The 22,815-nt window shown below is 57.8% G+C and carries 19 protein-coding genes; 9 read left to right on the top strand and 10 right to left on the bottom strand.

Translation table 11 applies throughout. The annotated features are described in order from the left end of the window. Positions 1-27: 27 nt before the first annotated feature. Entirely contained in the window at positions 28-2,121 is a 2,094-nt protein-coding gene (gene sctV, locus RX972_RS24715) for a type III secretion system export apparatus subunit SctV (RefSeq protein WP_316879403.1), read from the bottom strand. Beyond that, entirely contained in the window at positions 2,118-3,221 is a 1,104-nt protein-coding gene (locus RX972_RS24710; RefSeq protein ID WP_231678080.1) for a TyeA family type III secretion system gatekeeper subunit, read from the bottom strand. Before RX972_RS24710 ends, sctV begins: the two co-directional genes overlap by 4 nt. 282 nt (positions 3,222-3,503) lie before the next feature. Between RX972_RS24710 and RX972_RS24705 the strand changes: the two genes are divergently transcribed. The 4 genes from RX972_RS24705 to RX972_RS24690 all read left to right on the top strand — a co-directional run bounded on the left by RX972_RS24705 (position 3,504) and on the right by RX972_RS24690 (position 6,154). After that, positions 3,504-4,049 carry an RNA polymerase sigma factor gene (locus RX972_RS24705; RefSeq protein ID WP_049827211.1) on the top strand — a complete coding sequence of 182 codons (546 nt, stop codon included), beginning with the start codon at positions 3,504-3,506 and terminating at the stop codon, positions 4,047-4,049. A 9-nt stretch (positions 4,050-4,058) separates the two neighbouring features. Then, a complete protein-coding gene (locus RX972_RS24700; RefSeq protein ID WP_231678079.1) occupies positions 4,059-5,021 on the top strand; it encodes a hypothetical protein in 963 nt (320 codons plus the stop codon). A 74-nt stretch (positions 5,022-5,095) separates the two neighbouring features. Then, positions 5,096-5,470 (top strand): hypothetical protein, encoded by a 375-nt coding sequence (locus tag RX972_RS24695; protein WP_263267941.1) that lies wholly within the window; start codon positions 5,096-5,098, stop codon positions 5,468-5,470. Between the two features lie 129 nt (positions 5,471-5,599). Then, positions 5,600-6,154 carry a transglycosylase SLT domain-containing protein gene (locus tag RX972_RS24690; protein ID WP_241154031.1) on the top strand — a complete coding sequence of 185 codons (555 nt, stop codon included), beginning with the start codon at positions 5,600-5,602 and terminating at the stop codon, positions 6,152-6,154. 828 nt (positions 6,155-6,982) lie between these two features. On the opposite strand, the gene RX972_RS24685 is transcribed toward RX972_RS24690, so the two are convergent. From RX972_RS24685 to RX972_RS24675, 3 genes are all read right to left on the bottom strand, one after another. Beyond that, entirely contained in the window at positions 6,983-9,454 is a 2,472-nt protein-coding gene (locus RX972_RS24685; RefSeq protein ID WP_164706044.1) for a type III effector HrpK domain-containing protein, read from the bottom strand. Between the two features lie 191 nt (positions 9,455-9,645). Next, complete coding sequence (locus RX972_RS24680; protein WP_316879395.1) at positions 9,646-10,986, bottom strand: PipA/GogA/GtgA family type III secretion system effector; 1,341 nt, start codon at positions 10,984-10,986, stop codon at positions 9,646-9,648. Between the two features lie 132 nt (positions 10,987-11,118). Next, positions 11,119-11,898, bottom strand: a complete 780-nt coding sequence (locus RX972_RS24675) for a hypothetical protein (protein ID WP_316879393.1) — start codon at positions 11,896-11,898, stop codon at positions 11,119-11,121. Between the two features lie 73 nt (positions 11,899-11,971). On the opposite strand from RX972_RS24675, the gene RX972_RS24670 reads away from it, so the two are divergent. Continuing rightward, positions 11,972-14,134: a hypothetical protein gene (locus RX972_RS24670; RefSeq protein ID WP_316879391.1), complete on the top strand. Its 2,163-nt coding sequence runs from the start codon at positions 11,972-11,974 to the stop codon at positions 14,132-14,134. A 46-nt stretch (positions 14,135-14,180) separates the two neighbouring features. Here the strand turns inward: RX972_RS24670 and RX972_RS24665 are convergent, their stop codons facing one another. Together RX972_RS24665 and RX972_RS24660 are read right to left on the bottom strand one after the other, a co-directional pair. Beyond that, positions 14,181-14,591 carry a PA2817 family protein gene (locus RX972_RS24665; protein ID WP_095094636.1) on the bottom strand — a complete coding sequence of 137 codons (411 nt, stop codon included), beginning with the start codon at positions 14,589-14,591 and terminating at the stop codon, positions 14,181-14,183. Between the two features lie 90 nt (positions 14,592-14,681). Next, on the bottom strand, positions 14,682-17,129 hold the full coding sequence (locus RX972_RS24660; protein WP_316879389.1) for an acyl-CoA dehydrogenase: 2,448 nt from the start codon (positions 17,127-17,129) through the stop codon (positions 14,682-14,684). 494 nt (positions 17,130-17,623) lie between these two features. Here RX972_RS24660 and RX972_RS24655 point away from each other — a divergent pair, with 494 nt between their 5' ends. The 4 genes from RX972_RS24655 (at position 17,624) to arfB (ending at position 20,627) form a co-directional block, all read left to right on the top strand. After that, positions 17,624-18,247: a glutathione S-transferase gene (locus RX972_RS24655; protein ID WP_316879387.1), complete on the top strand. Its 624-nt coding sequence runs from the start codon at positions 17,624-17,626 to the stop codon at positions 18,245-18,247. 155 nt (positions 18,248-18,402) lie between these two features. Continuing rightward, positions 18,403-19,335: an ABC transporter ATP-binding protein gene (locus RX972_RS24650; RefSeq protein WP_027897901.1), complete on the top strand. Its 933-nt coding sequence runs from the start codon at positions 18,403-18,405 to the stop codon at positions 19,333-19,335. Next, positions 19,332-20,123: an ABC transporter permease gene (locus RX972_RS24645; protein WP_027897900.1), complete on the top strand. Its 792-nt coding sequence runs from the start codon at positions 19,332-19,334 to the stop codon at positions 20,121-20,123. The genes RX972_RS24650 and RX972_RS24645 overlap by 4 nt, the downstream gene beginning before the upstream one ends. A gap of 90 nt (positions 20,124-20,213) precedes the next feature. Then, positions 20,214-20,627, top strand: coding sequence for an alternative ribosome rescue aminoacyl-tRNA hydrolase ArfB (gene arfB, locus RX972_RS24640; RefSeq protein WP_099267404.1), 414 nt, complete (start codon positions 20,214-20,216; stop codon positions 20,625-20,627). Here arfB and RX972_RS24635 read toward each other — a convergent pair whose 3' ends face one another. From RX972_RS24635 to RX972_RS24625, 3 genes are all read right to left on the bottom strand, one after another. After that, positions 20,628-21,836 carry an MFS transporter gene (locus RX972_RS24635; RefSeq protein WP_095094626.1) on the bottom strand — a complete coding sequence of 403 codons (1,209 nt, stop codon included), beginning with the start codon at positions 21,834-21,836 and terminating at the stop codon, positions 20,628-20,630. A 165-nt stretch (positions 21,837-22,001) separates the two neighbouring features. Next, positions 22,002-22,184: a hypothetical protein gene (locus RX972_RS24630; protein ID WP_027898125.1), complete on the bottom strand. Its 183-nt coding sequence runs from the start codon at positions 22,182-22,184 to the stop codon at positions 22,002-22,004. 78 nt (positions 22,185-22,262) lie between these two features. Next, positions 22,263-22,403, bottom strand: coding sequence for a hypothetical protein (locus RX972_RS24625; protein ID WP_164706047.1), 141 nt, complete (start codon positions 22,401-22,403; stop codon positions 22,263-22,265). Positions 22,404-22,815: the final 412 nt, after the last annotated feature.

Genomic DNA, 22,815 nt, shown 5'->3' with positions numbered 1-22,815 from the left:
ACTCACTCCTTGAACGGGTAGGCAGACTCATGCCGCATTTTCGTCGGCGATGGTTTGCAGTTGGTCGTCCAGATCCAGGCGGCCTAGCACCTTGACCTGCGCAGTGCTGTTGAGCTCGGCAAAAGACAGCACGGGAATCTCATGGAATTCGTCCTGCAACAATGTGCGCAACGGGCTGCGCAAATCCTGGGCGACCAGCAACACGGCCATCGCCCTGGATCGACGCGGGAAGGCCTGGCGCAATTGATCAACCAACTGCTGGCTGGCTTCGGCGGGCAGGGCGAAAAAAGTTTCGTTCTGGGTCTGGCGCTGGCTGTCACGCATCAGGTGCTCGCTTTCCGGTGAAAGCAGCCAGACCTGCAAGCCTTCAGGGCCGCAGTATTGATGGAAGATCAACGACTTCAGCGCGATGCGTACGTAATCGGTCAGGGCGCCGATTTCGCGCTCGTGCTGGCCGTGCTCAATCAGTGCTTCGGCAATCAGGCGGATAGCGCGCAGCGGCACGCATTCGCTGGCTAGACGTTGTAGAACTGCCGAAAAGCGAGCGAGAGGCAGGACCCGCTGCATCTCTTGAGCAAGTTCCGGCTGATCGCGCTCCAGCCAACTGAGGATCGCTTTACTTTCCTGCAGCCCGATGAATTGTGGGCCGCAGGCTTGCATGGCGCGGAACATGCGTTCGACGATCAGTTGGATAGAGGTGCTGGGGTGCAACTCGGGCTCTTGCAGTGTGGGATCGTCGGCCGGTATCCAGAGCAGGTCGGCCTCTTCGCGAGCAGTATGGCCGGGATGAGCATTGATCGGTTCCGCAGCCAGCAGTTGTCGTTCCACGGCCAGAAAATCCTGGGTGAAGGTGGCTTTGATCGCAGGCACTTCGTAAACCAGAAAGCGGAATTCATCTTCAGGCAAATGACTCGCATACTCGATGTCGAAAGAGGGCAGGGTAATGCCGAACTGTGCCACGAGCTGGTTGCGGCGCTGCCGTACCTGGCTGATCAAGGCCATGATTTCCGTCTGGTCCTGGCCTGGGTTGAACTGCAGCAGGAACGTGCGGCAGGGGAAGAACTCACGAATGTCCCGGTCACCATTCTGTTCCGGGGGGACGTAGGCGGCGACGGCCTGGGCCTTGGGGGCCCGGCTGCGCATCAGGAATACGCCCAGCGTGCCAACGAGGATTGAAATGATGACGAACACCATGGTCGGCATGCCCGGCAGTGCCGCGAAACCGAGCATCGCCACTGCTGCAATGACCAGTGATTTCGGTTGCGCGCCCAACTGCTTGGCAATATCGCCGCCGATGTTGGAGTTTTCGTCGCTTTCCTCATTGGGTACACGCGTGATGATCATGCCCGCGGTGACCGAGATCAGCAGCGCCGGAATTTGCGCGATCAGGCCGTCACCGATGGTCAACACTGAATACAGTTGCATGGCGTCGCCAGCGCTCATATCGTGCTGCATCACACCAATGGAGATGCCGCCAATCAGGTTGATCGCGACGATGATCAGGCCTGCGATGGCGTCGCCGTTGACGAACTTCATCGCGCCATCCATGGCGCCGAACAGTTGGCTTTCCTTGCCCAGATCCGCTCGACGCTGGCGGGCCTGATCGACGCTGATTAGCCCGGCGCGCAAATCGCTGTCTATGGACATTTGCTTGCCAGGCATGGCGTCCAGCGTGAAGCGCGCGCCCACTTCCGCAACCCGCTCGGAGCCCTTGGTGATGACCAGAAAGTTGACCACGGTCAGGATCAGGAAGATGACCATGCCCACCGCCAGGTTGCCGCCGACGACGAAGTTGCCGAAGGCTTCGACGATGTGCCCCGCATCCTGTTCGAGCAGAATCAGCCGCGTAGTCGCGATCGACAAGGCCAGGCGGAACATGGTTGTCAGCAACAGCACTGCCGGGAACGTCGAAAACGCCAAGGGCTTGGGCAGTTGCATCGCCAGCATGATGAGCAGACAGGACACGCAGATGTTCACCGCAATCAGGACATCCACCAGCCCGGTAGGCAAGGGCGTGATGAACATGAAGACGATGCCGATGACGATGATTGCGCCTGCGACTTCTGAGCGCTTGGAGGCGGCTATCGCCACCCGGGTCAAGCCATTGAGCACGGCATTCATAAACGGCTACTCCGGTCTGGCAGGGCCTTGCGTTCGCTTTGCCCGAGCTCGTCCATGATCAGCAAGACGTTGCGCAATGAGGTCTGGCGCGTCTTGTCGTCGCGCCACAGACCGTTGGGCAGGTCGGCAAGCAGATGACGCAGGCCGTTGAGGAAGGTCAGTTGCAGCGTCGGCGATGGGCCGCCAACTTTTTCCGAGAGTTGCTGGGTGTCGCGTACGTTCATCGACTGGTTGGCCAGTTGCATCAATTGACGCATCAACAGCAGGCCGCTCAAGGTCATGGCCGGATTTTTAGCCGCCATGCGGCTGGCCAGGTCCGAGCAACCATGCACCAGATTGTTGAGCTGAGTGGTGCGCCCAAGGCTTTCCATCAACGAGCGCAATTTGCCCTCCTGGGGCAGTTGCGCAAGATTGGCGATGTCGTCGGCAAGGGCTTGTTGCAGGGCCCGCAGGCCTTTGATGAAATTTTTCTCACCGCACAGATGCAGCACCGCTTCCATGAAGTTGCCCAGTGACGGGTTCTTGATCAGGTGTTGGTAGTAGATGGTGCGCAAGTTGTCGCGCAGATCCGGGTCTTTCACTGCGTGGGTCAGCGCTGGAGTGATGCTCAGACCGGTCTTTATTTCCTCGCCGTGCTCGGCATCCAGTGCGTCAAGTTGCGCCTGGGCCTGTTCGGCCTCTGCATCATTGCCCTGTTCCTCGGCCTGGTGAGCGATTTCGCTGAGCAGCAGGTGCGTCCGAAGCGGATTGTCGCCTTGGTCCTTGACCATCTCCTTGACTGATTTCTGCTGCCGTAGCTGCTGGCGCATTTTGTTCAACCGGGCGTTCAGTTGCGTCGGCGCATGGTTGCCTATTCCCTGCAACAACTGTTGCAGGCTCATCGGCTGACTGCTGGCGTGCTGTCCACACACCACTTCGCGCTGGCTCAGAGGCTTGCTCATAGAGGCGAGTGCAGCGCTCATCTGCTGCATCATGTGCGCGGACTCGCCTTGCTGATGCACGCTGGTCGCCCCTGCCTTTGCGACAGGAGAAGCAGCGGGCTGCGGCGTCGCTGTATGCACAGTGGTGTGCGGCATGGGGGTGATGTGGTTGAGGGACATGAGCCGTCTACGCGTCTGGAGTACACCTCTCTGTGTGGTCGCAGGCGCTATCCGGTTCCACGCGAAAAACAGGCCAGCGTCTGATCAGGAAGATTTGCAAGATGTTGCGAAGCTTTTCGAGGGTGCTTGCAAAAGCTTGCGCACAAAACATTACTGTTAGATTAAAAATATTATTAAAAACAATAAGTTATATGGTTTTTAAAGCCTGGCACAGGTTTCGCTATAGGAGTCTTAGTATCGCCGTGAAGCGCTCACGACGAGGATCTAAGGGAATAATTCAGTATGAACGCGATGAACCAGAGCTTACTGCCCACGCGGACCGGCACCTCCTGCTTCGCCCAGTTGACCCAACAACAACTTCAGAAACTGCAGAATTTCATACATAAGCGCGTCATTAATCAGGAGGATGCCGAAGACATTCTTCAGCAAACTTTTGTCGAAGCCCTGAATGCCGAAAGCCGCTTTTTGCAACAGTGCAAACCCGAGACCTGGTTATGCGGTATCGCCCTGAATCTGATCCGTAATCATTTTCGCAAACTCTATCGTCGGCCCATGCACGTCGAGTTCGAGGAGCAGCTTGCGCATGCCGAGCCAAGTCTGGATATTTGCGGTCACATAGAAAGTTATCGAGACCTGGAGCGCACTGTTCAAGCTATCGCCGTACTGCCAGCCGTCATGCGTCATACGCTGGAAGTCACTGTCGAAACCGAAGGCAGTTACCAGGATGCTGCCGATGTGTTGGGTGTGCCGATCGGTACAATTCGCTCACGCCTGTCCAGGGCCCGCACGCAGTTGCGTGATAATCTGCCAGAAGGTTTTCGCGCGTGAGAGGTAAGCATGTCGAACTTCAAGATTGGCGGTCCGCGGCAAATACAGCCCGGCTTGGCGCCCGTGCCGTTACGGGCCGCTCAAGATCCCCTTGACCAATGCTTGCAGAAAGCCGGCAATGCTGCGTGGCCCGGTATGCCGGGCGCCCATGCCTATGCATTCCAGCGGTTTTCCGAGCGCAGGCGCATTGTGTTCGGTGTGCGGGCCAGAGCCTCGGGGTTGACCCAATTGTGGGTCGATGGGCGGCCGTTGTGGGAGCTCGACAGCCTGACGGGTTTCAGCCAGCCAGACCTGTTGCCATCGCCCGATGCCTTGCCTCAGAGCACAAGCCTTGCAGTAAATCCCGCCTTGCTCAGCGACAGCCGCTTGCGCCAGATGCTTAACGAGGGTGAGTTGTTGGCGATGGGCGGAGAACGCAACGGGATACAGAGTTTGCAAACTCTGGGTATCGGCAATCAGATTCTTTCGCTCCTGGCGCGGCGCGAAAGTCCGGACCAGTGGAGCCTCTGGCAAGGCAGCATGCCCTTGACGCTTGCCACCACTCGGGCTGAGCCGGTCGGTAAGGCGGGGGATTACGAGCTTTTATTGCTGGCACCGCTGCTCGATTGCGGTGGCCCCAGCTATGAAGAAACCCAGGTCTGGAACGCTGCCTATCGGCGTAGCCTGGGCGACAACCCTGAGCCTGTTGATCCAGCGTGCGCCGAACTGGCCGGACGCATCGAAATGATCCTCGCCGCGCTGGATGACGACGCCGCCGGAATAGCCCCGCTTGAGCAAGACATCAGGCCTCGCCCGGGCGGCCTGGCGGCAGATGACTTCCCTGCCATGCTTTTCCTGCCCCATCCAGTTGGCGACTATCCCGCCCAGTGCCCTATCGCTGATCGCAGCGCGCTCTATCGATTGCTGGACACCCTTCACAATGCTGGCCTGGCGCTCGACATCGACCCTGGCTGGCGTGACCTGATCGACTGATCGATTACATGCAACGTTTTCGCATGCTGTGACCACACAGACTGATAGGTGGTGACGCAAGTGGAGATGTGATCATGAAAATCATGCTGTGCCTGGTCATGGTGTTGATGCCTTGTCTGGCACAAGCGGCATGGCCGACCCCCAGCGCCTGCTACCAGGCTCACAGGGCTGCAAGCCAGCGTCTGGCTCAGGCAATTGCAGATCAGGACAACGTCGGTGCAGCTAAATGGCGCGGACAGCTGGCAACCATCGTTGCGCAATGCCGGGCTGCGCAGCAAGCGCAGGATAACCGCCGGACTCAGCAGCGCTACCTCCAGGAGCGCCGACAGCAAGACCAGATCAATCAGCAGCGCAATGCCCAACGTCGCATTGTCGAGCAGCAGCGCTTGCGCCAGCGAATTCAACAACAGCATCTCAACCAGCGCAACATGCCGGACATCCGTTACTGATGGCCGATGTTTGTCTTTCTACCGTCAAGGAAGCTTTATGAATATCAGCATCAGTATTCGACGCCTCTGGTCAGTATCCATCGATGACAAAGGCGCTGCCGATTCGCGGGGCAACTGGCAGATGTTGGCATGAGGCGGGAACGTCGGGTGAGGACGGGGCAGTTAGGTGCGCTGCTGGCGTTCTTCGGCGTATTAGCGGCTGATCCCGCCTGGGCAGGTCCGCCAACCGCGTACCGGCAGGTGGCCGAGGCCGCCGGGGTTCCGGCGCAGTTGCTTTATGCGGTGGCGCAGACTGAAAGCAACACGCAGTTGCGCATCGGGTATTACCCATGGCCCTGGACCCTGAACGTTAAAGGCAAGCCGCTGCGTTTCGAAACTCGCGATGAGGCCTGCCGCGCGGTGCTCAAGGCAATCTCCGAGCAGGGTGTGTATGCGGTGGATATCGGCCTGACTCAGCAGAACTGGGGTTACATCGGTCGCGCCCGGTTTCGCGAGCCCTGCGATGCGCTCCACCCGATCAATAACCTGCAAAGCGCTGCCTTGTTGCTACGTCAGTATTATCAGCAAACCGGAGACTGGGTCAGCGCTGCTGGCATGTACCATCGCCCGGCGGGTGGCGAACCGGCGCGGCTTTATAAAAGCAAGATTCAGGAACGACTGAAGCGCATGGTTGCTGATCGCTGAGCAACGCATGGGCGTATCTGCACAACTTTTCATGGGTAGGGATGTTTTTGTGCATATCCGTTGTTGCGTGATGGCGGATATTGGTTGCGCTTTTACAGCGCCTCACTTTTGAACATCCGGAAGCCGGCCCAGACAAAAGTAAGCAAAACGCTCTTGCCCCACCACTGGGTGCCTCGCTGTCGCTCGGCATACCCGTAATCCGACATTGCTGCGTGGGGCCGCCGCCACCGGCCATCCATGGCCTGAGGCGGCTAAACCGGCATCCCTGCCGGTTTACCCCACGCAGCAATATCGAATTCCGGCCGTCGTGGTTTAACGGGGCGCCTAAGATCAACATCAAAAGCAGATCAAAAGCAAAGCGAAAACAGGGGGATCGCCTCGGCGCGGTAGGAGCGAACTTGTTAGCGAGACGTCATCACAGCCAACGAATACATCGTCTGACACACCGCATCGCAGCCTTCGGCAGCTCCTACAGAATGTCGTCAAACCCAAGAAGACAGGTCGGCTGTCAGGCCGCCGCGCTCTTGATTTTGATCTGAGGCGCCCCGTTAAACACGTTGGCCGAACGCAGATTCTGAAGCGTGGGTAAACCGGCAAGGATGCCGGTTTAGCCGCACCGGGCCATGGATGGCCCATTGCGGCGGCCCACGGTTCAGGATCTGCGGGCGGGTACACCGAGCGACAGCGAGGTGCCGAGTGGTGGGGCAAGAGCGCTTTGCTTACTTTCGCGCTTTTCGAAAGTGAGGCGCTGTAAAAGCGCAACCAATATCAGCCATAAACGCGGTAATGGATATGTACAGATACCTACGCCGTCACCGCCTCAGAAGATCAATGCGCCTTGGGAATACCGAACTGGTCCAGCGTTGGATCGACATTGTGGTCGAAGGCTTTCTGATCCTGTTTTTTGTGCACCGCATCGATAATCGCTTTGATGCCGAAACCTATCGCCATGGCCGCATCGGCGATCCAGCCAACGACCGGCACGGCGCTTGCGACGGCGCTGGCAGCCGCCATGCCTGCAACACGGCCGGCAACCGCGCCAACGGCACGCCCCGCGATTTTACCGGCGATCTCCCCACCAGCAGTGCTTGATTTGGTTGCCAGGTCATAGCCAACCCGCGCAGCGGTGCCCGCGCCACGGATACTGTCGTAGATCGCTTTACCTGCCTCGGCATCCTTACCCTGAGCCAGCAATCCGGAAACGGACGTCATGGCATACACACCGCCAGCCGCGCCCAGAGCGCCACCCGCCATGCCCTTGCCGTCAAGGGCAGTATTGGCACGCTTTTCAGCTTCGGCTTTCAAGTCCTTTGCGGTGATGCTTTGTGGATCTTTATTGCCCAGCCCGGCAGTGGCGTCCTTGAAGTCGGTAATCATGTCGACGCCAGCCTTGGTGGTCTTCAAGGCGGCCAGCGTGGCCTCGGTGTAGGCGTCCTGGCTGGCGGCGGTAATTTCTGGCGGCAACACAGCGTCGTAGGCTGCTTTCTGGCCGTCGACGTCGGCCAGTACTTTTTCCGGCTTGGCGTCCTTCGACTTCATTTGCTCGTTCATTTTGCCGCCCTGGGCAAAATTCTGTTGGTAAGAGAGTTGCAGTTCGGCGCTCAAATCCGGACGGTTCGCCACTACATCGCTGGCTGTGGGAACACCTGCGTCAGGGCCGCGCAAATCTTTTTGCATTTGCAATTCGGCGCTCAGGTTGCCGACCGAAGCACTGTAATCAGGAGAGGATGGATCCTTGATCGGCTTGCCGTCTTTGTCTTTGGTCACCGCATCAAAATCGCCCCGCATATCGGTTTCCAGTGAGTTACCCGAGGTCAGGCTTTGGTAACGCTGATTGACCGCTTGTTTCAGAGCAGGGTCGTTGCTGATCAACTTCCTCTGCTGTTCGGGAATCGATTTGTCGAGGAAGGCTTGTACGTCTTTATCGCCTTGCAACTGTGCGATTTTTTCCCTCAGAGCCGTTTCAGTCTTCTCGGTCTTGCGCAGACTTTGTCCGGCTTCCACGCTCTCCAGGGTTTTCTGCAGTTTGACCATGACCGCTGCTTTCTGGTCTCCGCTGTATTTGTCAGGATTGGCAAAAACGTCTTCGTTCAGGGCGCTGATATCAACGCCTGCCGTGGCGTTGAGTGTCGCGGCGCTGCTCATCATGGCCGCGAATTCGCCGCCGTTTGTAGGGGCCTGTTTCTTGATCCAGTCTTCTATGTTCCGGGTGCTGATATCGCCGTCGGCGCTTTTCTTCGCCAGTGCCTTGCCTTCCAGTCCGCCCTGGTCGAGCAAGTCAGAGAAGCCTGGCTGAGCAAACGTTTTCGCTGAGGTTGTCAGCAGGCTGGACAAGCCAGGGTTGCCAGAGGACAACGCCTTGAGGTCATCGACCGTGGTGTACTTGCCAACTTTTTCATCACCCCCTGCAGCTTTTTTCGGATCGGCGCATTTGGTAATAGGTTCGTTGGCCCGCAGCAGCGCCGCATTGGTCACCATCTGCAGCGACTGCGGATCAGCCTTGGGATTGGCTTTCACGTACTCATTGACGGATTTCGCCCCTGCGTCCCGTGCTTTCTCGAGATTTTTTGCCAGCGACTTGTAATCACCATCGGTGGTTTTCCCGTCAGCCTGACCGCCGCGCTTGCCGACATCCGCTGCGGTCTTGAGCACCGGATTGGCATCGATGAATGCTTTGGCTTTTTCTGCGTCCGGACCGCCCGCAGCGGCCATCTTCGCTGCCGCGATGGGGCGGTTGAGTTCTTTCGCAGCCTGCTCTTGCTGCGCGGGCGGCAAGTTGGCCACCATCGGCCCGAATTTCTCCAGATCTTTTGGTGTGGAGTATTTGGAGTTATCGAGAAACTCGGCATCCTGACCCGTTCTGGCCGTGGGAGCTGCGCCTGTGGGGGCATGAGTGGCCTTGGGGGCTGTCACGCCGAAGGTTCTGTCAACGCCGTCTGGTTTACCGGTGCGCTGCGCACCTGTGCCTTGCGGCTGAGCTGGCTTACCGAACGCTGCTTCCTCGGGTTGATCACCGCCGGGTGTGCTGAGGCGTTCCAGTACTTCCTTGAACAACGAGATGAGCGCCGAGGGCGAGGGCGCGTCTTGATTCTTGCCGGCTGCAAATTGGCTGTTTGGCTGGCGGGGCACTTGTGTGGTGTTGCCTTGGCCGAAGGAGATGCCGCCACCGCCATTACCGGCCACGAAGGCTTTCATCGGCACTACCGCGCCTTTGACTCCCTGGCCCGGAGCGTCGTTTGAGTGCATCCCCTCCTGACCGTTGAGAGGGATCTGGCTGGGCATATCAGGGGAGACGCGCATATTCATATTCATTGCCTTCTGTGTGACAACTATGGATACATCTGTGTGGCGAAGCAGTTGAAACGGTTCCACTGAGCGTGATTTTCAAGCAGCGTTGCCCACGGCTTACCGGTCCAACGATGCAATCCCTGGATGAGATTCAGACTACCGAGGCGCTGCAGGCTGCGTAGCCAGGGTGTCGGCGCTTTCGGTCAGGTACGCATCAGGTAGCGGTTCTGGTCTATGCCATACCAGGCCGGGTTCACTTGTTGCCCGAACACCGGGTCGAAGTATTCGCGTTGTTCGCCTTCGCCGCGTTGCAGGATGGTATGGCGAGCCATCATTAGCGCTGCGCCAGGCTTCGCCCCGGCTATTTCCGGACTTTGCGAAGAAAGCTGCACATGCATCTCGCCGTCCATGCTGAACAGTTCCAGCCCTGTTATTCCCGCTGCTTCGCCTAGCAGCGAAAACAATCTGGCAAATGATGTGCAGTCGCCGTCGCGGCTGTTGATCATTTCCAAAGGGCTACGTTGCTTATCGATCCGGTAGGCAAATAGCTGTTGTCTGTGATTTTGCGCAGCGATCTTTTCCAGCAGTGCCATAGGTTTTTCATCCCCACGGACCTGGCCAAACAGGCGCATCAATATTTCCGGTAGTTGTTTGCTCGCCTGGGTTTCCTCGCGCACCAGTGCTGTGAGCTGACGCCGATTGGGGCGTTGGGCGATGAGTTCCAGATGCCTGCCGGCGAAAGCATTCAAGTGTGTTCTGACACTGTCCTTGAAAGTCTTTCCAGTCGTCGAGGGGCTGGGCCCTGAGTCGATGTTCAGCATCAAACGGTTGAGCGAGGTTTTAGCGCTGACGTCCTGAGCTGAATTTTTGATGACTGCCGGTTGGTTGGGCAGGGCAATCTGTGCAGGGTCGCGCTTGCCCATTTCTTTGAGAATGATGTTCACATATTCCGGATTGGGCCCGCGGGGGTGCCCCGGCTCTTGCTCGGGTAGCTGAGTGAGTTGGCTGACCACCTGACCGAGCAGGATTCGCTCCTGGGAAGCTCTCTCCGGGCCATGCGCTGCGGGATATTTCGGTCTTGGGCCGCGGGTGAGTACATCGGGTAACCGCAGGGCAGACTCTTGAGTGTTCGTTAGATCGCCCTCGATCTCAACCAGGCAGCGCTCCGACGGAGTACGCAGGCGTGTAGCCCAGCTATGGTTGAAAAGCCTGCGGAACGTCGCGCTCTTCTGGTACGCCGTCGTGATCGTCTCGTTAAGCGCTCCCAGCGCGGCTTTGTGTTCAGCAGATCTCCCCTTTGTCTCCAGTGCACCTTGCCTGAGTAGATAATCGCGCAGTTGACCCAAGGGCAGGTGTCCACGCTCATCAATGGCATGGTTATCATGGGTTTTGCGCAAAGAGCTGGGGTTTTTGAATTGCGCGACCATATCCCGATGTTTCCCTGCCAGAAACTGGTCCGGGCTAGCGTTGCCAGTAGTCGGGGCATTCACGCTCGCCGTGGTCTGGCCCGGGCGGGGGAGAATGGCAGAAGTATTAAATATCACGGACAGGGACCTGGGTGGGTTCTTGAACCTTTGAGTGGTTTCAGGCCGAAATACGGTTCCTTTGACGCGAGACCTGGCGATGCTTCTGGTTTAAATCCAGGCAGGATGGATAGGTTAAAAAGACTGATATCGCTATCGATCTGGCTGCCCTGTTTGAGTGGCGCTGTTTTTCGACAGTTCTGTCGAAGGCTTTCGGCGGCTCGTGCCCGTCTCCGTCGTCGCAGGGGGATGCGGTGTTTCAACTCGCGGACCCTGGGAATCGACGTCTGAGTTGACATTGGCACTGGCATCTTCAAGGGGCGCACGAGTTGGTAGCCGCTGCGCTGTGGCAGAGCTCTGTTGTGGCTGGTTCATGGCGTTATTCACCCCGGTGTTTTGCCGACCGTGACTCGAGGTTTTATTTAGCAAGTTTCCCAGAATCGTAGCGCTCAGGTTTCCGCTCTTCAGATAGTCCTTGTGCGTGGACTTCGCAGGGCTTTCAGGCTGTGGAGGGGTAGGCGGAGGGGATACGGCATTTGCCATCTTCGTGCCCAACGTCAGCAGGGCTCTACCTTTGCCGTCACTCATGCCCAGATAGTCCAGCACCTCGGACATGGGTTTTTCCAATCCGATACTGAGAGTGGTTGCACCATGGGCTGGCCGATCCAGCTCGATCTCGCGACCAGTTTCAGAGGCCCGGACGGACTTTGGGCGTTCTTCGCCGCTCAATACCTTCAAGGCCACGTCGAACATTTTTTGCTGCAAAGGGCTGAGTGATGCCCGTTTCTTATCCAGCCATGGGCCGGGAAAATGCATCTTCGCGCCCATGGAAATGTTATCGGCTACGTGAAGATTGGCCGACACTGAGGGCTTGTCCGGTTTACCGACTTTCAAGGCGACCGATGTCAGGGATGGATGAGAAATATTGATCATGAGGTGTACTCAGCAGAACGGTGTCTACCTGAGTGGCCCGTGTGTTTATCCAGTTCCCTGGCGTTGTGGCAGGGTGTCCGTCACGGCAAGGAACCGGGCAGGCTGGAATCACCACAGAGGGGAATGCCATTCAGAGGATTTCATCCCCATGCCCTTAAATCATTTTCTTGGTTTGCCCCTTCGCCCGGTTGTAAGGCCGCGCCCTGAGAGTAGTAGCCATACACGCCAGCCGGAGACCTCTTCTTCCAGGACGCGTCGTCCGAAGGCCAGCGGATCAAGGCCTCAGCCTCGTAACAGGCAGGACCCGATCAAACCCGGCAAGGATGAAGTCTATCTCTCCAGTAAACGTGGCCCCATTGTTGATTTGAATATGGAAGTCACTCGGCCACTGGCGGTATGTCGTCATCTCGCTTTCAACTATCTGTTTGGTGACGAGCCTGCCGACATGCGCGGTGGCAAGGATTTCCTGGACCGGGCGGCCAAATCCAAAGCCCACTTGCAGGCGTTCTACGATCACCCCAGCAACCCCCATGCACGCGCTGACTCTGGAACAGACGCGTTGGAGCTCATCGTCGGGCGTAACAACCCACTCCTTATTCCGGACAAGTTTGGACGCTGGCTGGACGACACGTTCCGTCAGGTGGTCGACAAACGGCTTCCTGAGGCGCGAATCATGCTGCGCACCCATAACCATGATTTGCCCATACATATTCAAAATAAAGGGGGTCGCATTACCCTGGCTTTTTACGACCCCAACGATTCCAACGTTCACCGTCGGCTTGAGCGTTATCCGGATCAGAGCGTCGCGGATATCACCTTTGATAAAGCCTTTCCCGACAACAGTGCTTACTTTGAACAAGGCCGTTATCCGTTCATACAAGCCGTCAGCAGGGATGTTGGGCATCCCGCAGACGACATGAAGTACTTCCGCAAGGGTTCCAGATTGCCCATGGAGGCTGACAGGTCACTGCTCAATACGCTTTGGGCAGTCAGTTCTCTGCAAGCGTTTTTGGGGCTGTGCGACTACATGAAGCGCAAGGGGCTGGTTGGCAGCAAGGCCACGCCTTATCTAAGCGCACCTAAAAAACGGCTCAGAGATTTTGCGCAAGGTGTCGATCCGAAAGGCTTGAACCATGAAAATCAGCGCTTGAGTTTGCGGGTTTTTGTAACCGGCATGGCGAAGTTGAAAGTACCCAGTTCAAGTGCCAGAAAATTGCTGGCGCCCAGTATTGAAAAACATCGCAAACCACTGGGGTATTCCCTGCATTTGCCGTCCCGGAACCCTGGTTTCGTCGCCGATTACCTTGCGTTACTAGAGACTGCTCGTTTGAACGACGCCGATTTTTTCGATGTTATCCGTGGCGACCCTAACGATAATAATCTGACTGTGGCGATGGAGAATCAGAACGCCGAAGATTTCCATCTTCTTTTTGATCAGTTGGAAACCCTGCAGCCTGGTAAAGGAAGGCTGGCGAGACTGCTTGGCGCCACCACTGCAAATGGCCAGACCGCGATGGCGGATGCTGCTTCTTTCGGCCATGCCGACATGATTTCGGCCTTCATCGCGCGCGTCAGCAAATGTGATTTGCTCGATACGCAGGAAAAATACCGGTTGCTGCAAGGCAAGGACGCTGAGGGCGACACTTGCCTGCAGGGCGCGGCCAGGTATGAAGAACCTGCCTGCATCAAGGCCTACCTCGATGCGTTGGCAAGCAGTGGCCTGCGCTCGCGTGAGGTGGTCAAACTCCTTGGCAACCCCGAGCAGGACCAGCCCAATATCATCCCGGACATTTGCGTGCCCCCTGATGGTGGCTGGACAGCAACATCCATCGCCGTCTGCAATGCCATGCTTGCAGGTTACTTTGAAGGTATTGCAGCACTGAACCTGAGCCCGGCTTCGTTACGCAAGGTGCTTGCACCGGAACAGGGAAATGCCCTTGCAGCCTCTCGTGTCATCTTTGCTGGCGATCTGCAGGTCACCGTTGCGTTCAATAAAATCCTCGACGGAATTCCGGCGGCGGACGCTATCGAGCTGATCAAGGGGCCTGCGAGTCCAGGCCATAGCACACTGGAAAGGCTGCGCAGTTCCAACCACCCGAAACCGGATCACGAGGCGCTTTACTTCCGCTTGCTCGACCGCCAGCGACGACGAACCCCTCCCGTGCCAGCGCAGCGCAGCGGCAGTCAGCAATACGCCCAGTACCAGTCAGATCGATTCAGACGTCAGCACGGTTGAGTGCGTGGCGTCAGGGGGATCGATGTCTGGCGATTGTGAATCACGATCAGTGCTTACTGCCCTGAGAAGGCATGGCCAGCAGTTGCTTTTCCATGTTCCAGTCAAACGGCTCGTCGTTCTGCTCGGCTTCGTAGCGACGCTCTTCCAGCGATTGGTACAGCTCGATTTCTTCGTCAGGCATGAAGTGCAGACAGTCACCGGCGAAGAACCACAGCAGGTCGCGTGGCACCAGATGGGCGATTTGCGGGTAGCGCTGGATCACCTGACACAGAATGTCCTGGCCCAGATACTGGCTTTCAATAGGGTCTTGCGGCAGCAGGGTCAGCAGCTCGTCGAAGCGCTCCATGAACAACGCATGGCTTTCTTCGGGAACCTGCTCGGCCTCGCCCAGTGCGACCAGGATGCTGCGCAGGTGCGCCAGCAGGTTCAGTTGGTGGTCGAGATTGGCGTCGGCCATGGGGCAATCCTCAAAGACAAAAAAACAGGCGCGAGAGTATAAAGCTCTGCGCGCCTGCTGTGGGGTTGGACTGAACAGTTCCGCCAGTCGTTAGCGAATTTTACCTTCGCTCAGGGTCAGCTCATCCTTGGCAAAATCATCCACGTCGATGACTTTGCGTCGTGCCGCCTCGGCTGCCCGTAGCGTCTCGGCCTCGGCCGGTTGAAGCACACTGGCGTTGAGCGCTGCGTCGATCACGTGCTCGCCTGCGGCCGGTTTGAACTGGCCGCCCTTGAAAGCCACATGCAGCTTTTTGTGCAGTGGTTTCGCGGCGTCCAACAGATCGCTGGCATGTTGCAGGGCGCCAACAGCGTCGTCCGGCGATTGCGGGCGGTAGCAGCCCGCCAGCAATTCTTCCAGGGTCGGATCGCCTTTGGCGCGGCCCAGTACAGCGGCAACCTGTGCATCCAGCGCATCGGACGGGCCTTTGTGGCGACGTCCGAACGGAAACACAACAACGCGCAACAGAGCGCCCAGCACACGGTTCGGGAAGTTGCTCAGCAGCTCGTCCAGTGCGCGTTCGGACTCACCCAGTGCTTCTTCCATTGCCCAGCGGAACACCGGTTGCAGATGTTCAGGGTAGTTCAGGTCGTGGTAGCGCTTGAGGGCTGCCGACGCCAGATACAGGTGGCTCAATACATCGCCTAGTCGCGCAGACAGACGCTCGCGACGCTTCAGTTCGCCGCCGAGCAACATCATGCTCAGGTCGGCCAGCATGGCGAAGGCCGCGGCCTGGCGATTCAGCGCGCGGTAGTAGCCCTGACTCAGGCTGTCCCCCGGAGCCTTCTCGAAGTGGCCAAAGCCCAGGTTGAGGATGAACGTGCTGGCGGCGTTGCTAACGGCAAAGCCAATGTGCTTGAGCAGCAAGCTGTCGAATTCAAGCAGTGCCTGGTCATGGTCTGCACGACCCGCCAAGGCCATTTCCTTGAGCACGAACGGATGGCAGCGAATCGCGCCCTGGCCAAAGATCATCAGGTTGCGCGACAGGATGTTTGCGCCTTCAACGGTGATGAAGATCGGCGCACCTTGCCAGTTGCGGCCCAGATAGTTATTTGGGCCCATGATGATGCCCTTGCCCCCATGTACGTCCATGGCGTGGGTGATGCATTCGCGGCCGCGTTCGGTCAGGTGGTATTTGAGGATTGCCGAGAGCACTGACGGTTTTTCGCCAAGGTCCACAGCGTTAGCGGTGAGCATGCGGGCGCTGTCCATCAGCCAGGCGTTGCCGCCGATCCGCGCCAGGGATTCCTGAATACCTTCGAAGGCCGACAGCGGTACGTTGAACTGCTCACGTACCTGGGCGTATTGGCCTGTGACCAGACTGGTGAACTTGGCAGCGCCGGTGCCCACAGCTGGCAAGGAGATGGAGCGTCCCACCGACAGGCAGTTCATCAACATCATCCAGCCTTTGCCGAGCATTTCCTGACCACCGATCAGGTACTCCAGCGGGATAAATACGTCCTTGCCAGAGTTGGGGCCGTTCATGAACGCGGCGCCTAGCGGCAGGTGGCGACGGCCGATTTCAACGCCCGGTGTTTCAGTCGGGATCAGTGCCAGGCTGATGCCCAGATCGACTTCTTCGCCCAGCAAGTGCTCCGGGTCGTAGGCCTTGAACGCCAGGCCGAGTAGGGTGGCGACGGGGCCGAGGGTGATGTAGCGCTTTTCCCAATTCAGGCGCAGACCGATCACTTCTTCGCCCTGCCATTGGCCTTTGCAGATAATGCCGGTGTCCGGCATGGCGCCTGCGTCGGAGCCTGCCAGCGGCCCGGTGAGCGCAAAACACGGAATGTCATCGCCGCGAGCCAGACGCGGAAGGTAGTGATTGCGTTGCTCGTCGGTGCCGTAATGCAGCAGCAGTTCCGCAGGACCGAGTGAGTTGGGGACCATGACCGTCGAGGCCAGGTCGCCGCTGCGGGTAGCCAGTTTCATCGCTACTTGTGAGTGGGCGTAGGCCGAGAAACCTTTGCCGCCGAACTCTTTAGGGATGATCAGGGCGAAGAAACCGTGTTGTTTGATGTGTTCCCAGGCGCGGGGCGGCAGGTCCATGGCCTGGCCGATTTCCCAATCGGTGACCATCGCGCACAGCTCTTCGGTCGGGCCGTCGATGAATGCCTGTTCTTCGTCGGTCAGTTGGACTTTCGGATAGCTGAGCAGCAAGTCCCAGTCAGGACGGCCGCTGAACAGCTCGCCATCCCACCAGACCGTGCCAGCGTCGATGGCATCGCGCTCGGTTTCCGACATGGGCGGCAACACTTTCTTGAACCAGGTGAACATCGGCGCAGTGAAATGTTTGCGTCGCAGGTCCGGCAGCGCCAGCGGCAATGCCACGGCCAGCAGCAGGATCCAGAAGATCACCATCAACCAGGTCGGCGCATGGCTGATGATGCCCATCGCCAGCAGGTAAGCAGCCACCACGCCCAGCGCAGGCATAGGTGCAACGCGGCGGTGCGCCAGCCAGGCGATGCCTACGACCAGAACCACAATCCACAACAACAGCATAAGTAATCCTCCGTGATGACAGCAGCGAGAAGCCACTATCATGAGCCGGGGCGTGTTTCGTCAAGAAGGTCGCCCGAGCGGGTGCATGGATAGTGACCCTGGCGGGGGGAGGGAGTTTCACGGCTAGAACGCGATCCCTTGAGGGATTCAATGCTGGCCTGCAACCCAATTCCCCGTGGGAGCGAATTCATTCGCGAAGGAGCCGGTACAGACAACACATATTTAGGTTATAGCAATAAGTTTCCCCGAATGGAGTGGAGCGCCACTCCCGGTCGGCTCCGCAGATGAAGCGCGTTTCCCCTGTGTGCGAGGCTTGGTATAGGCGGCATTTGCAGTGTGGCAGTTAAACCGGGTCGAATTCATCGCGAGCAAGCTCAGCTCCTACAGGGCCGTGCCCAACCATTGCGCTTGCGGGCCAACATAGAATGTCCCACATGAAGCCCGCGTTTCGCTGTAAATGGCCTATCCTGTCGGCCATCTTCAAGGAGAAAACAATGCTTAAAATCTGGGGTCGGAAAAACTCTTCCAATGTGCGCAAGGCACTCTGGATTGCTGAAGAGCTGGGCCTGCCGTACGAGGCGCTCGATGCAGGCGGGGCGTTCGGGCTGGTGGATGGCGCTGAATATCGAGCGAAGAACCCTAACGGGCGTATTCCGATGATCGAAGATGGCGACTTTGTGTTGTGGGAATCCAACACCATCGTGCGTTATCTGGCGGCCCGTCATGCGCCTGACTCAGCGCTGTATCCCTCCGATGTTCAGCAGCGCGCAACCGCAGACAAATGGATGGACTGGACCACCTCGACCTTTGCCGGTCCTTTTCGCGATGTCTTCTGGGGCGTATTACGTACCCCGGCCGAGCGGCAGGACTGGGTGCAGATCAACGGCGCGATCAAAACCCTGCAGAGCCTGTTGATCGTTGTCGATGAAGCGCTGCAGAAGCAGCCTTACCTGTCCGGTGCCGAGTTCGGTATGGGTGACATCCCGCTGGGCAGCTTTATTTACGCCTGGTTCGAAATGCCGATTGAACGACCTGCCATGCCGCACCTCGAAAGCTGGTATGAGCGGCTTAAAGCCCGGCCTGCTTATCAGGCTGCGGTCATGACCGCGCTCACCTGACCGAGTTAGATGAGCCGCGTCGATAGGTACTATCAATAGATCGCGCTGTACTTGAACGGTCCGGCCAAGCACCATTGCGGTGCTGGCTGGAGTTGTAATCATGTGTGTCAGCCCTCATCTACATCCCCTATTTCTTCACTGGTAATTTTTCCGACATGAGTTCTGCTCTATCCATCCGGCAGCTAACCAAAACCTACGGCAACGGTTTCCAGGCCCTGAGTGGTATCGATCTGGACGTCGCTGAAGGTGATTTTTTTGCTTTGCTCGGCCCGAACGGCGCCGGCAAATCCACCACCATCGGCATCATCTCGACGCTGGTCAACAAAACCAGCGGCACGGTGAATATCTTTGGCCATGATCTTGACCGCCAGCCCGCTGCGCTGAAGCGCTGCATCGGCGTGGTGCCTCAGGAATTCAACTTCAACCAGTTTGAAAAAGCCTTCGATATCGTCGTGACCCAGGCCGGTTACTACGGTATCCCGATGAAGATCGCCAAGGAACGCGCCGAGCAATACCTGACCCAGCTAGGGTTGTGGGACAAGCGTGACGTGCCTTCGCGCTCGCTGTCCGGCGGCATGAAGCGACGTCTGATGATCGCCCGGGCGCTGATTCACCAGCCACGTCTGCTGATCCTTGATGAGCCAACGGCCGGGGTTGATATCGAGCTGCGTCGCTCCATGTGGTCGTTCCTCACCGAGCTGAACGAACAGGGCACCACCATCATTCTGACCACGCACTACCTGGAAGAGGCCGAGCAGTTGTGTCGCAACATCGGCATCATCGACCATGGGGTGATCGTGGAAAACACGGGCATGAAGCAATTGCTCAACAAGATGACCGTGGAAACCTTTCTGCTGGATCTCAAGCACGAACACCATGTCGCGCCACAGCTGATGGGTTATCCATGCACGCTGATCGACAGTCATACCCTGGAAGTGCAAGTCGACAAGAACGTTGGCATCACCGCACTGTTCAGCCAGTTGGCGGCGCAGAATATTGAAGTGCTGAGCCTGCGCAACAAAACCAATCGCCTTGAGGAGTTGTTCGTGTCACTGGTGGAAAAAAATCTGGCGAAGGTGGCGGTATGAGCAACGAAACGACTTCCGAGCTGCGCCCCAATCTGGTTGCCCTGAACACTATTGTCTATCGCGAAATACGTCGTTTCATGCGCATCTGGCCGCAAACCTTGCTGCCGCCAGCGATCACCATGGTTTTGTATTTCGTGATCTTCGGCAACCTGATCGGCCGACAGATTGGGGACATGGGCGGCTTCACCTACATGCAATACATCGTGCCGGGTTTAATCATGATGTCGGTGATCACCAACTCGTACGGCAACGTGGTGTCGAGTTTCTTTGGTGCCAAGTTCCAGCGTTCGGTGGAAGAACTGATGGTTTCCCCGGTCTCGCCTCACACCATATTGATCGGCTACGTGCTGGGCGGTGTGCTGCGCGGTCTGGCGGTGGGCTTTATCGTGACACTGCTGTCGATGTTCTTCACTGATCTGCAGGTTCACCATCTGGGTGTGACCATTGTGGTGGTGTTGCTGACGGCGACGATCTTCTCGCTATTGGGCTTCATCAACGCTGTATTTGCGCGCAACTTCGACGATATCTCTATCATCCCGACGTTCGTGCTGACCCCGCTGACTTATTTGGGGGGCGTGTTCTACTCCATCAGCCTGCTGCCACCGTTCTGGCAAACCGTGTCGCTGGCCAACCCGGTTCTGCACATGGTCAACGCTTTCCGTTACGGCATCCTGGGTGTCTCCGATATCCGCATCAGCATTGCCATGGCGTTCATGGTGATCGCGACCATCGTGCTGTATATCGGCTGCGCGCGGTTGCTGGTCAGCGGGCGCGGGATGCGCTCTTAATAGACTCGGGATTGAAGCATTTTTTTGTGGGAGCAGACCAAGCTCTGCTCCCACAGGGTATGCATCGTTCCAAGGTAATGTGAAAACACCATGCTGGTAATCTCCAACAACGTGCACCTTCCCGATGCTGAAATCGAATTGACTGCCATCCGTGCCCAGGGCGCGGGTGGGCAGAACGTCAATAAGGTTTCCAGTGCGGTGCACCTGCGTTTCGACATCAACGCTTCATCGCTGCCGCCTTTCTACAAAGAGCGGTTGCTGGCGTTGCGCGACAGCCGGATCACCAGTGAAGGCGTGCTTGTGCTCAAGGCCCAGCAGTACCGCACTCAGGAACAGAACCGCGCCGATGCGCTTGAGCGGTTGGCCGAACTGATCGTCAACGCGGCCAAGGTCGAGAAGAAGCGTCGGCCGACCAAGCCGACGCTGGGTTCAAAGACCCGCCGTCTGGAATCCAAGACCAAGCGTGGCTCGATCAAGGCGGGTCGCGGCAAAGTGGATTTCTGATCAAGCGCTCTGTTGGCGCGCTGCTTTCGCTTGCTTGTATAGCCAGACGCTCAGGGCCAGACCGCTGAGAGAGGCTAGCGCTGCAAACAGGAAGATCGAGGCAAAGCCAAAGCCTGCCGCCACTGCGCCGGCTACCGGACCGGTGATCCCCAGCGACAAGTCAATGAACAGCGAATAAGCGCCTACCGCTGCGCCTCTGCTCGAGGCGGGCACCAGATTTACGGCTTCTACACCCAGGGCCGGGAATACCAGCGAAAAGCCAAAGCCAGTCAACGCCGCGCCTGCCAATGCCAGCTCCGGGGACGGCGCCATCCACAACAGCAGCAAGCCAAGGCTTTCAACACTCAGGCAACCGATTGCCACTTTGAAGCCGCCAATCCGGTTGATCATGTTGCCGAACAACAGCCGCGCCCCGATGAATGACGCGCCGAACAGACTCAGACACAGCACGGCGTTCGGCCAGTTATGGCTGTTGTAATACAGCGTGATGAACGTAGCGATGGTGCCGAATCCGATAGACCCCAGCGCCAGACCCATGCCGTGGGGAAATACTTTGCCGAGCACGTGAATGAACGGCATGCGCTCGCCATGGACGATCGGCACGGCTTCTTTGTTCCAGCCCAGTTTCAGCCCGAGCAGGGCGAGCAGAATGATGCTCACACCCATACTCCAAAGCCCCAGTGTGCTGACCAGCATCACCCCCAGCGGTGCGCCGATGGCCAGCGCACCGTAACTCGCGATGCCATTCCAGGAAATCACTTTGGCGGTGTTCTGCGAGCCAACGCGGCCAATGCCCCAGCCGATTGACCCGGAACCCACCAGGCTCTCGGCACTGCCCAGCACCAGTCGGCCGAAGAACAGGCTGATCAGGCTGACCATGGGCCACGCCTGCAACCAGCTCGACAGCAGCATGAACACGCCACTGAGGCCGCAACCGGCCAGACCGAACAGCACGGCTTTTTTGGGGCCGAGGTTATCGATGATGCGTCCGGCATACGGGCGGCTTAGCAGGGTAGCCAGATACTGCACGCTGATCACCAGCCCCGCAGTCACAGCGCCAAACCCCAGATCGGTGTGGACGTATCCCGGCAGTACCGCCAACGGGATTCCGACGTTCAGGTAGCCGATGAAAGTGAACATGACGATGGAGACGACTTGCAGAGTGACTGCCATGGGGCGTTGGGAATCACTGCGGGGTGTATCAGGCATGGGTAAGCGGTCCACTGTTGCGGCGGGAATCAAATGGGGGCTGCGGGTCGAGTCGAACCCTGGCAGGCAAACAAGTGCTCAATGATAGCGGCGAACGAGCGTTGGGCTGGAGGTCTGGTCAAAAAAAATTACAGCGAGGGTATTCGGCCAGGAAGGGGCAGAGCCTTATTGAGGCTGTTCAGGCGCGACCAGTTGGGTCGTCACCAGCGCGGCGAGGGCGTTTTCCTGATTGCCGAAGCGGTCGAGCAGGGCTTGTTTCTTCTCCGGGCTCAACTGCGCCCAGATTTTGATCATGAGTTCGGCAGTGCCGATCAGGGTATTGGCTTGTGCTTCGTTGAAGTCTTTCATGTGCAGCCTGTGGTCATCGGCAATCAGACGTATGAAAACACAGCGAGGCTGGTTTCCGATACGTCTGAAAAATCACCCTCAGTCTTCGCTGGAGGCTTGCTGGCCTTGTTCGGCCTGTACACCGGCTTTCATGTCGACCGGTTGACCGAGTTCCAGTTGAGCCAGTGTCGATTGCTCAGGCTCTTTCTGGCCAGGGGGAAAGTTTGGAATTTCATGCATTTTCGATGCTCCTTGCACAAGTTTTTTAGTTGCTGGGCAGAACCAGTGCTTCTAAAAAGCTTGGGCAGGATACAGCAGAGATAATGACAAACAGATTTTTATCTTGACCGTTGGTCATGTGCGGAAACAAAAACCGGGTTTTATTGTCCCGCGTTGTAGCGCTCTTGGTTCAGGAGGGGCACACACGAGTCTGAGTTGAAATGCGGTCCTGTGGGAGCGGTGCTTGCCCGCGATAAACGATAACGCGGTATGTCTTCGGGCTGCGTCTCATGCATCGTCGGAATGCCCCCCAGACCAAGCCCAGCTCCTATCAAACAAACTACAACTATTTGATCTGGAGTACTTTTTCATCTGTAGGAGCGCGCTTGCCCGCGATCGCGTCAGCACAGGCAATATATTCATCGACTGACAG

It is taken from the genome of Pseudomonas syringae group sp. J309-1 (genome assembly GCF_032582135.1).
In the GTDB taxonomy this organism is placed as follows: domain Bacteria; phylum Pseudomonadota; class Gammaproteobacteria; order Pseudomonadales; family Pseudomonadaceae; genus Aquipseudomonas; species Aquipseudomonas quasicaspiana.
The sequence above is the reverse complement of the archived record's forward strand: the minus strand, read 5'-3'. Positions and strand labels throughout refer to the sequence as shown.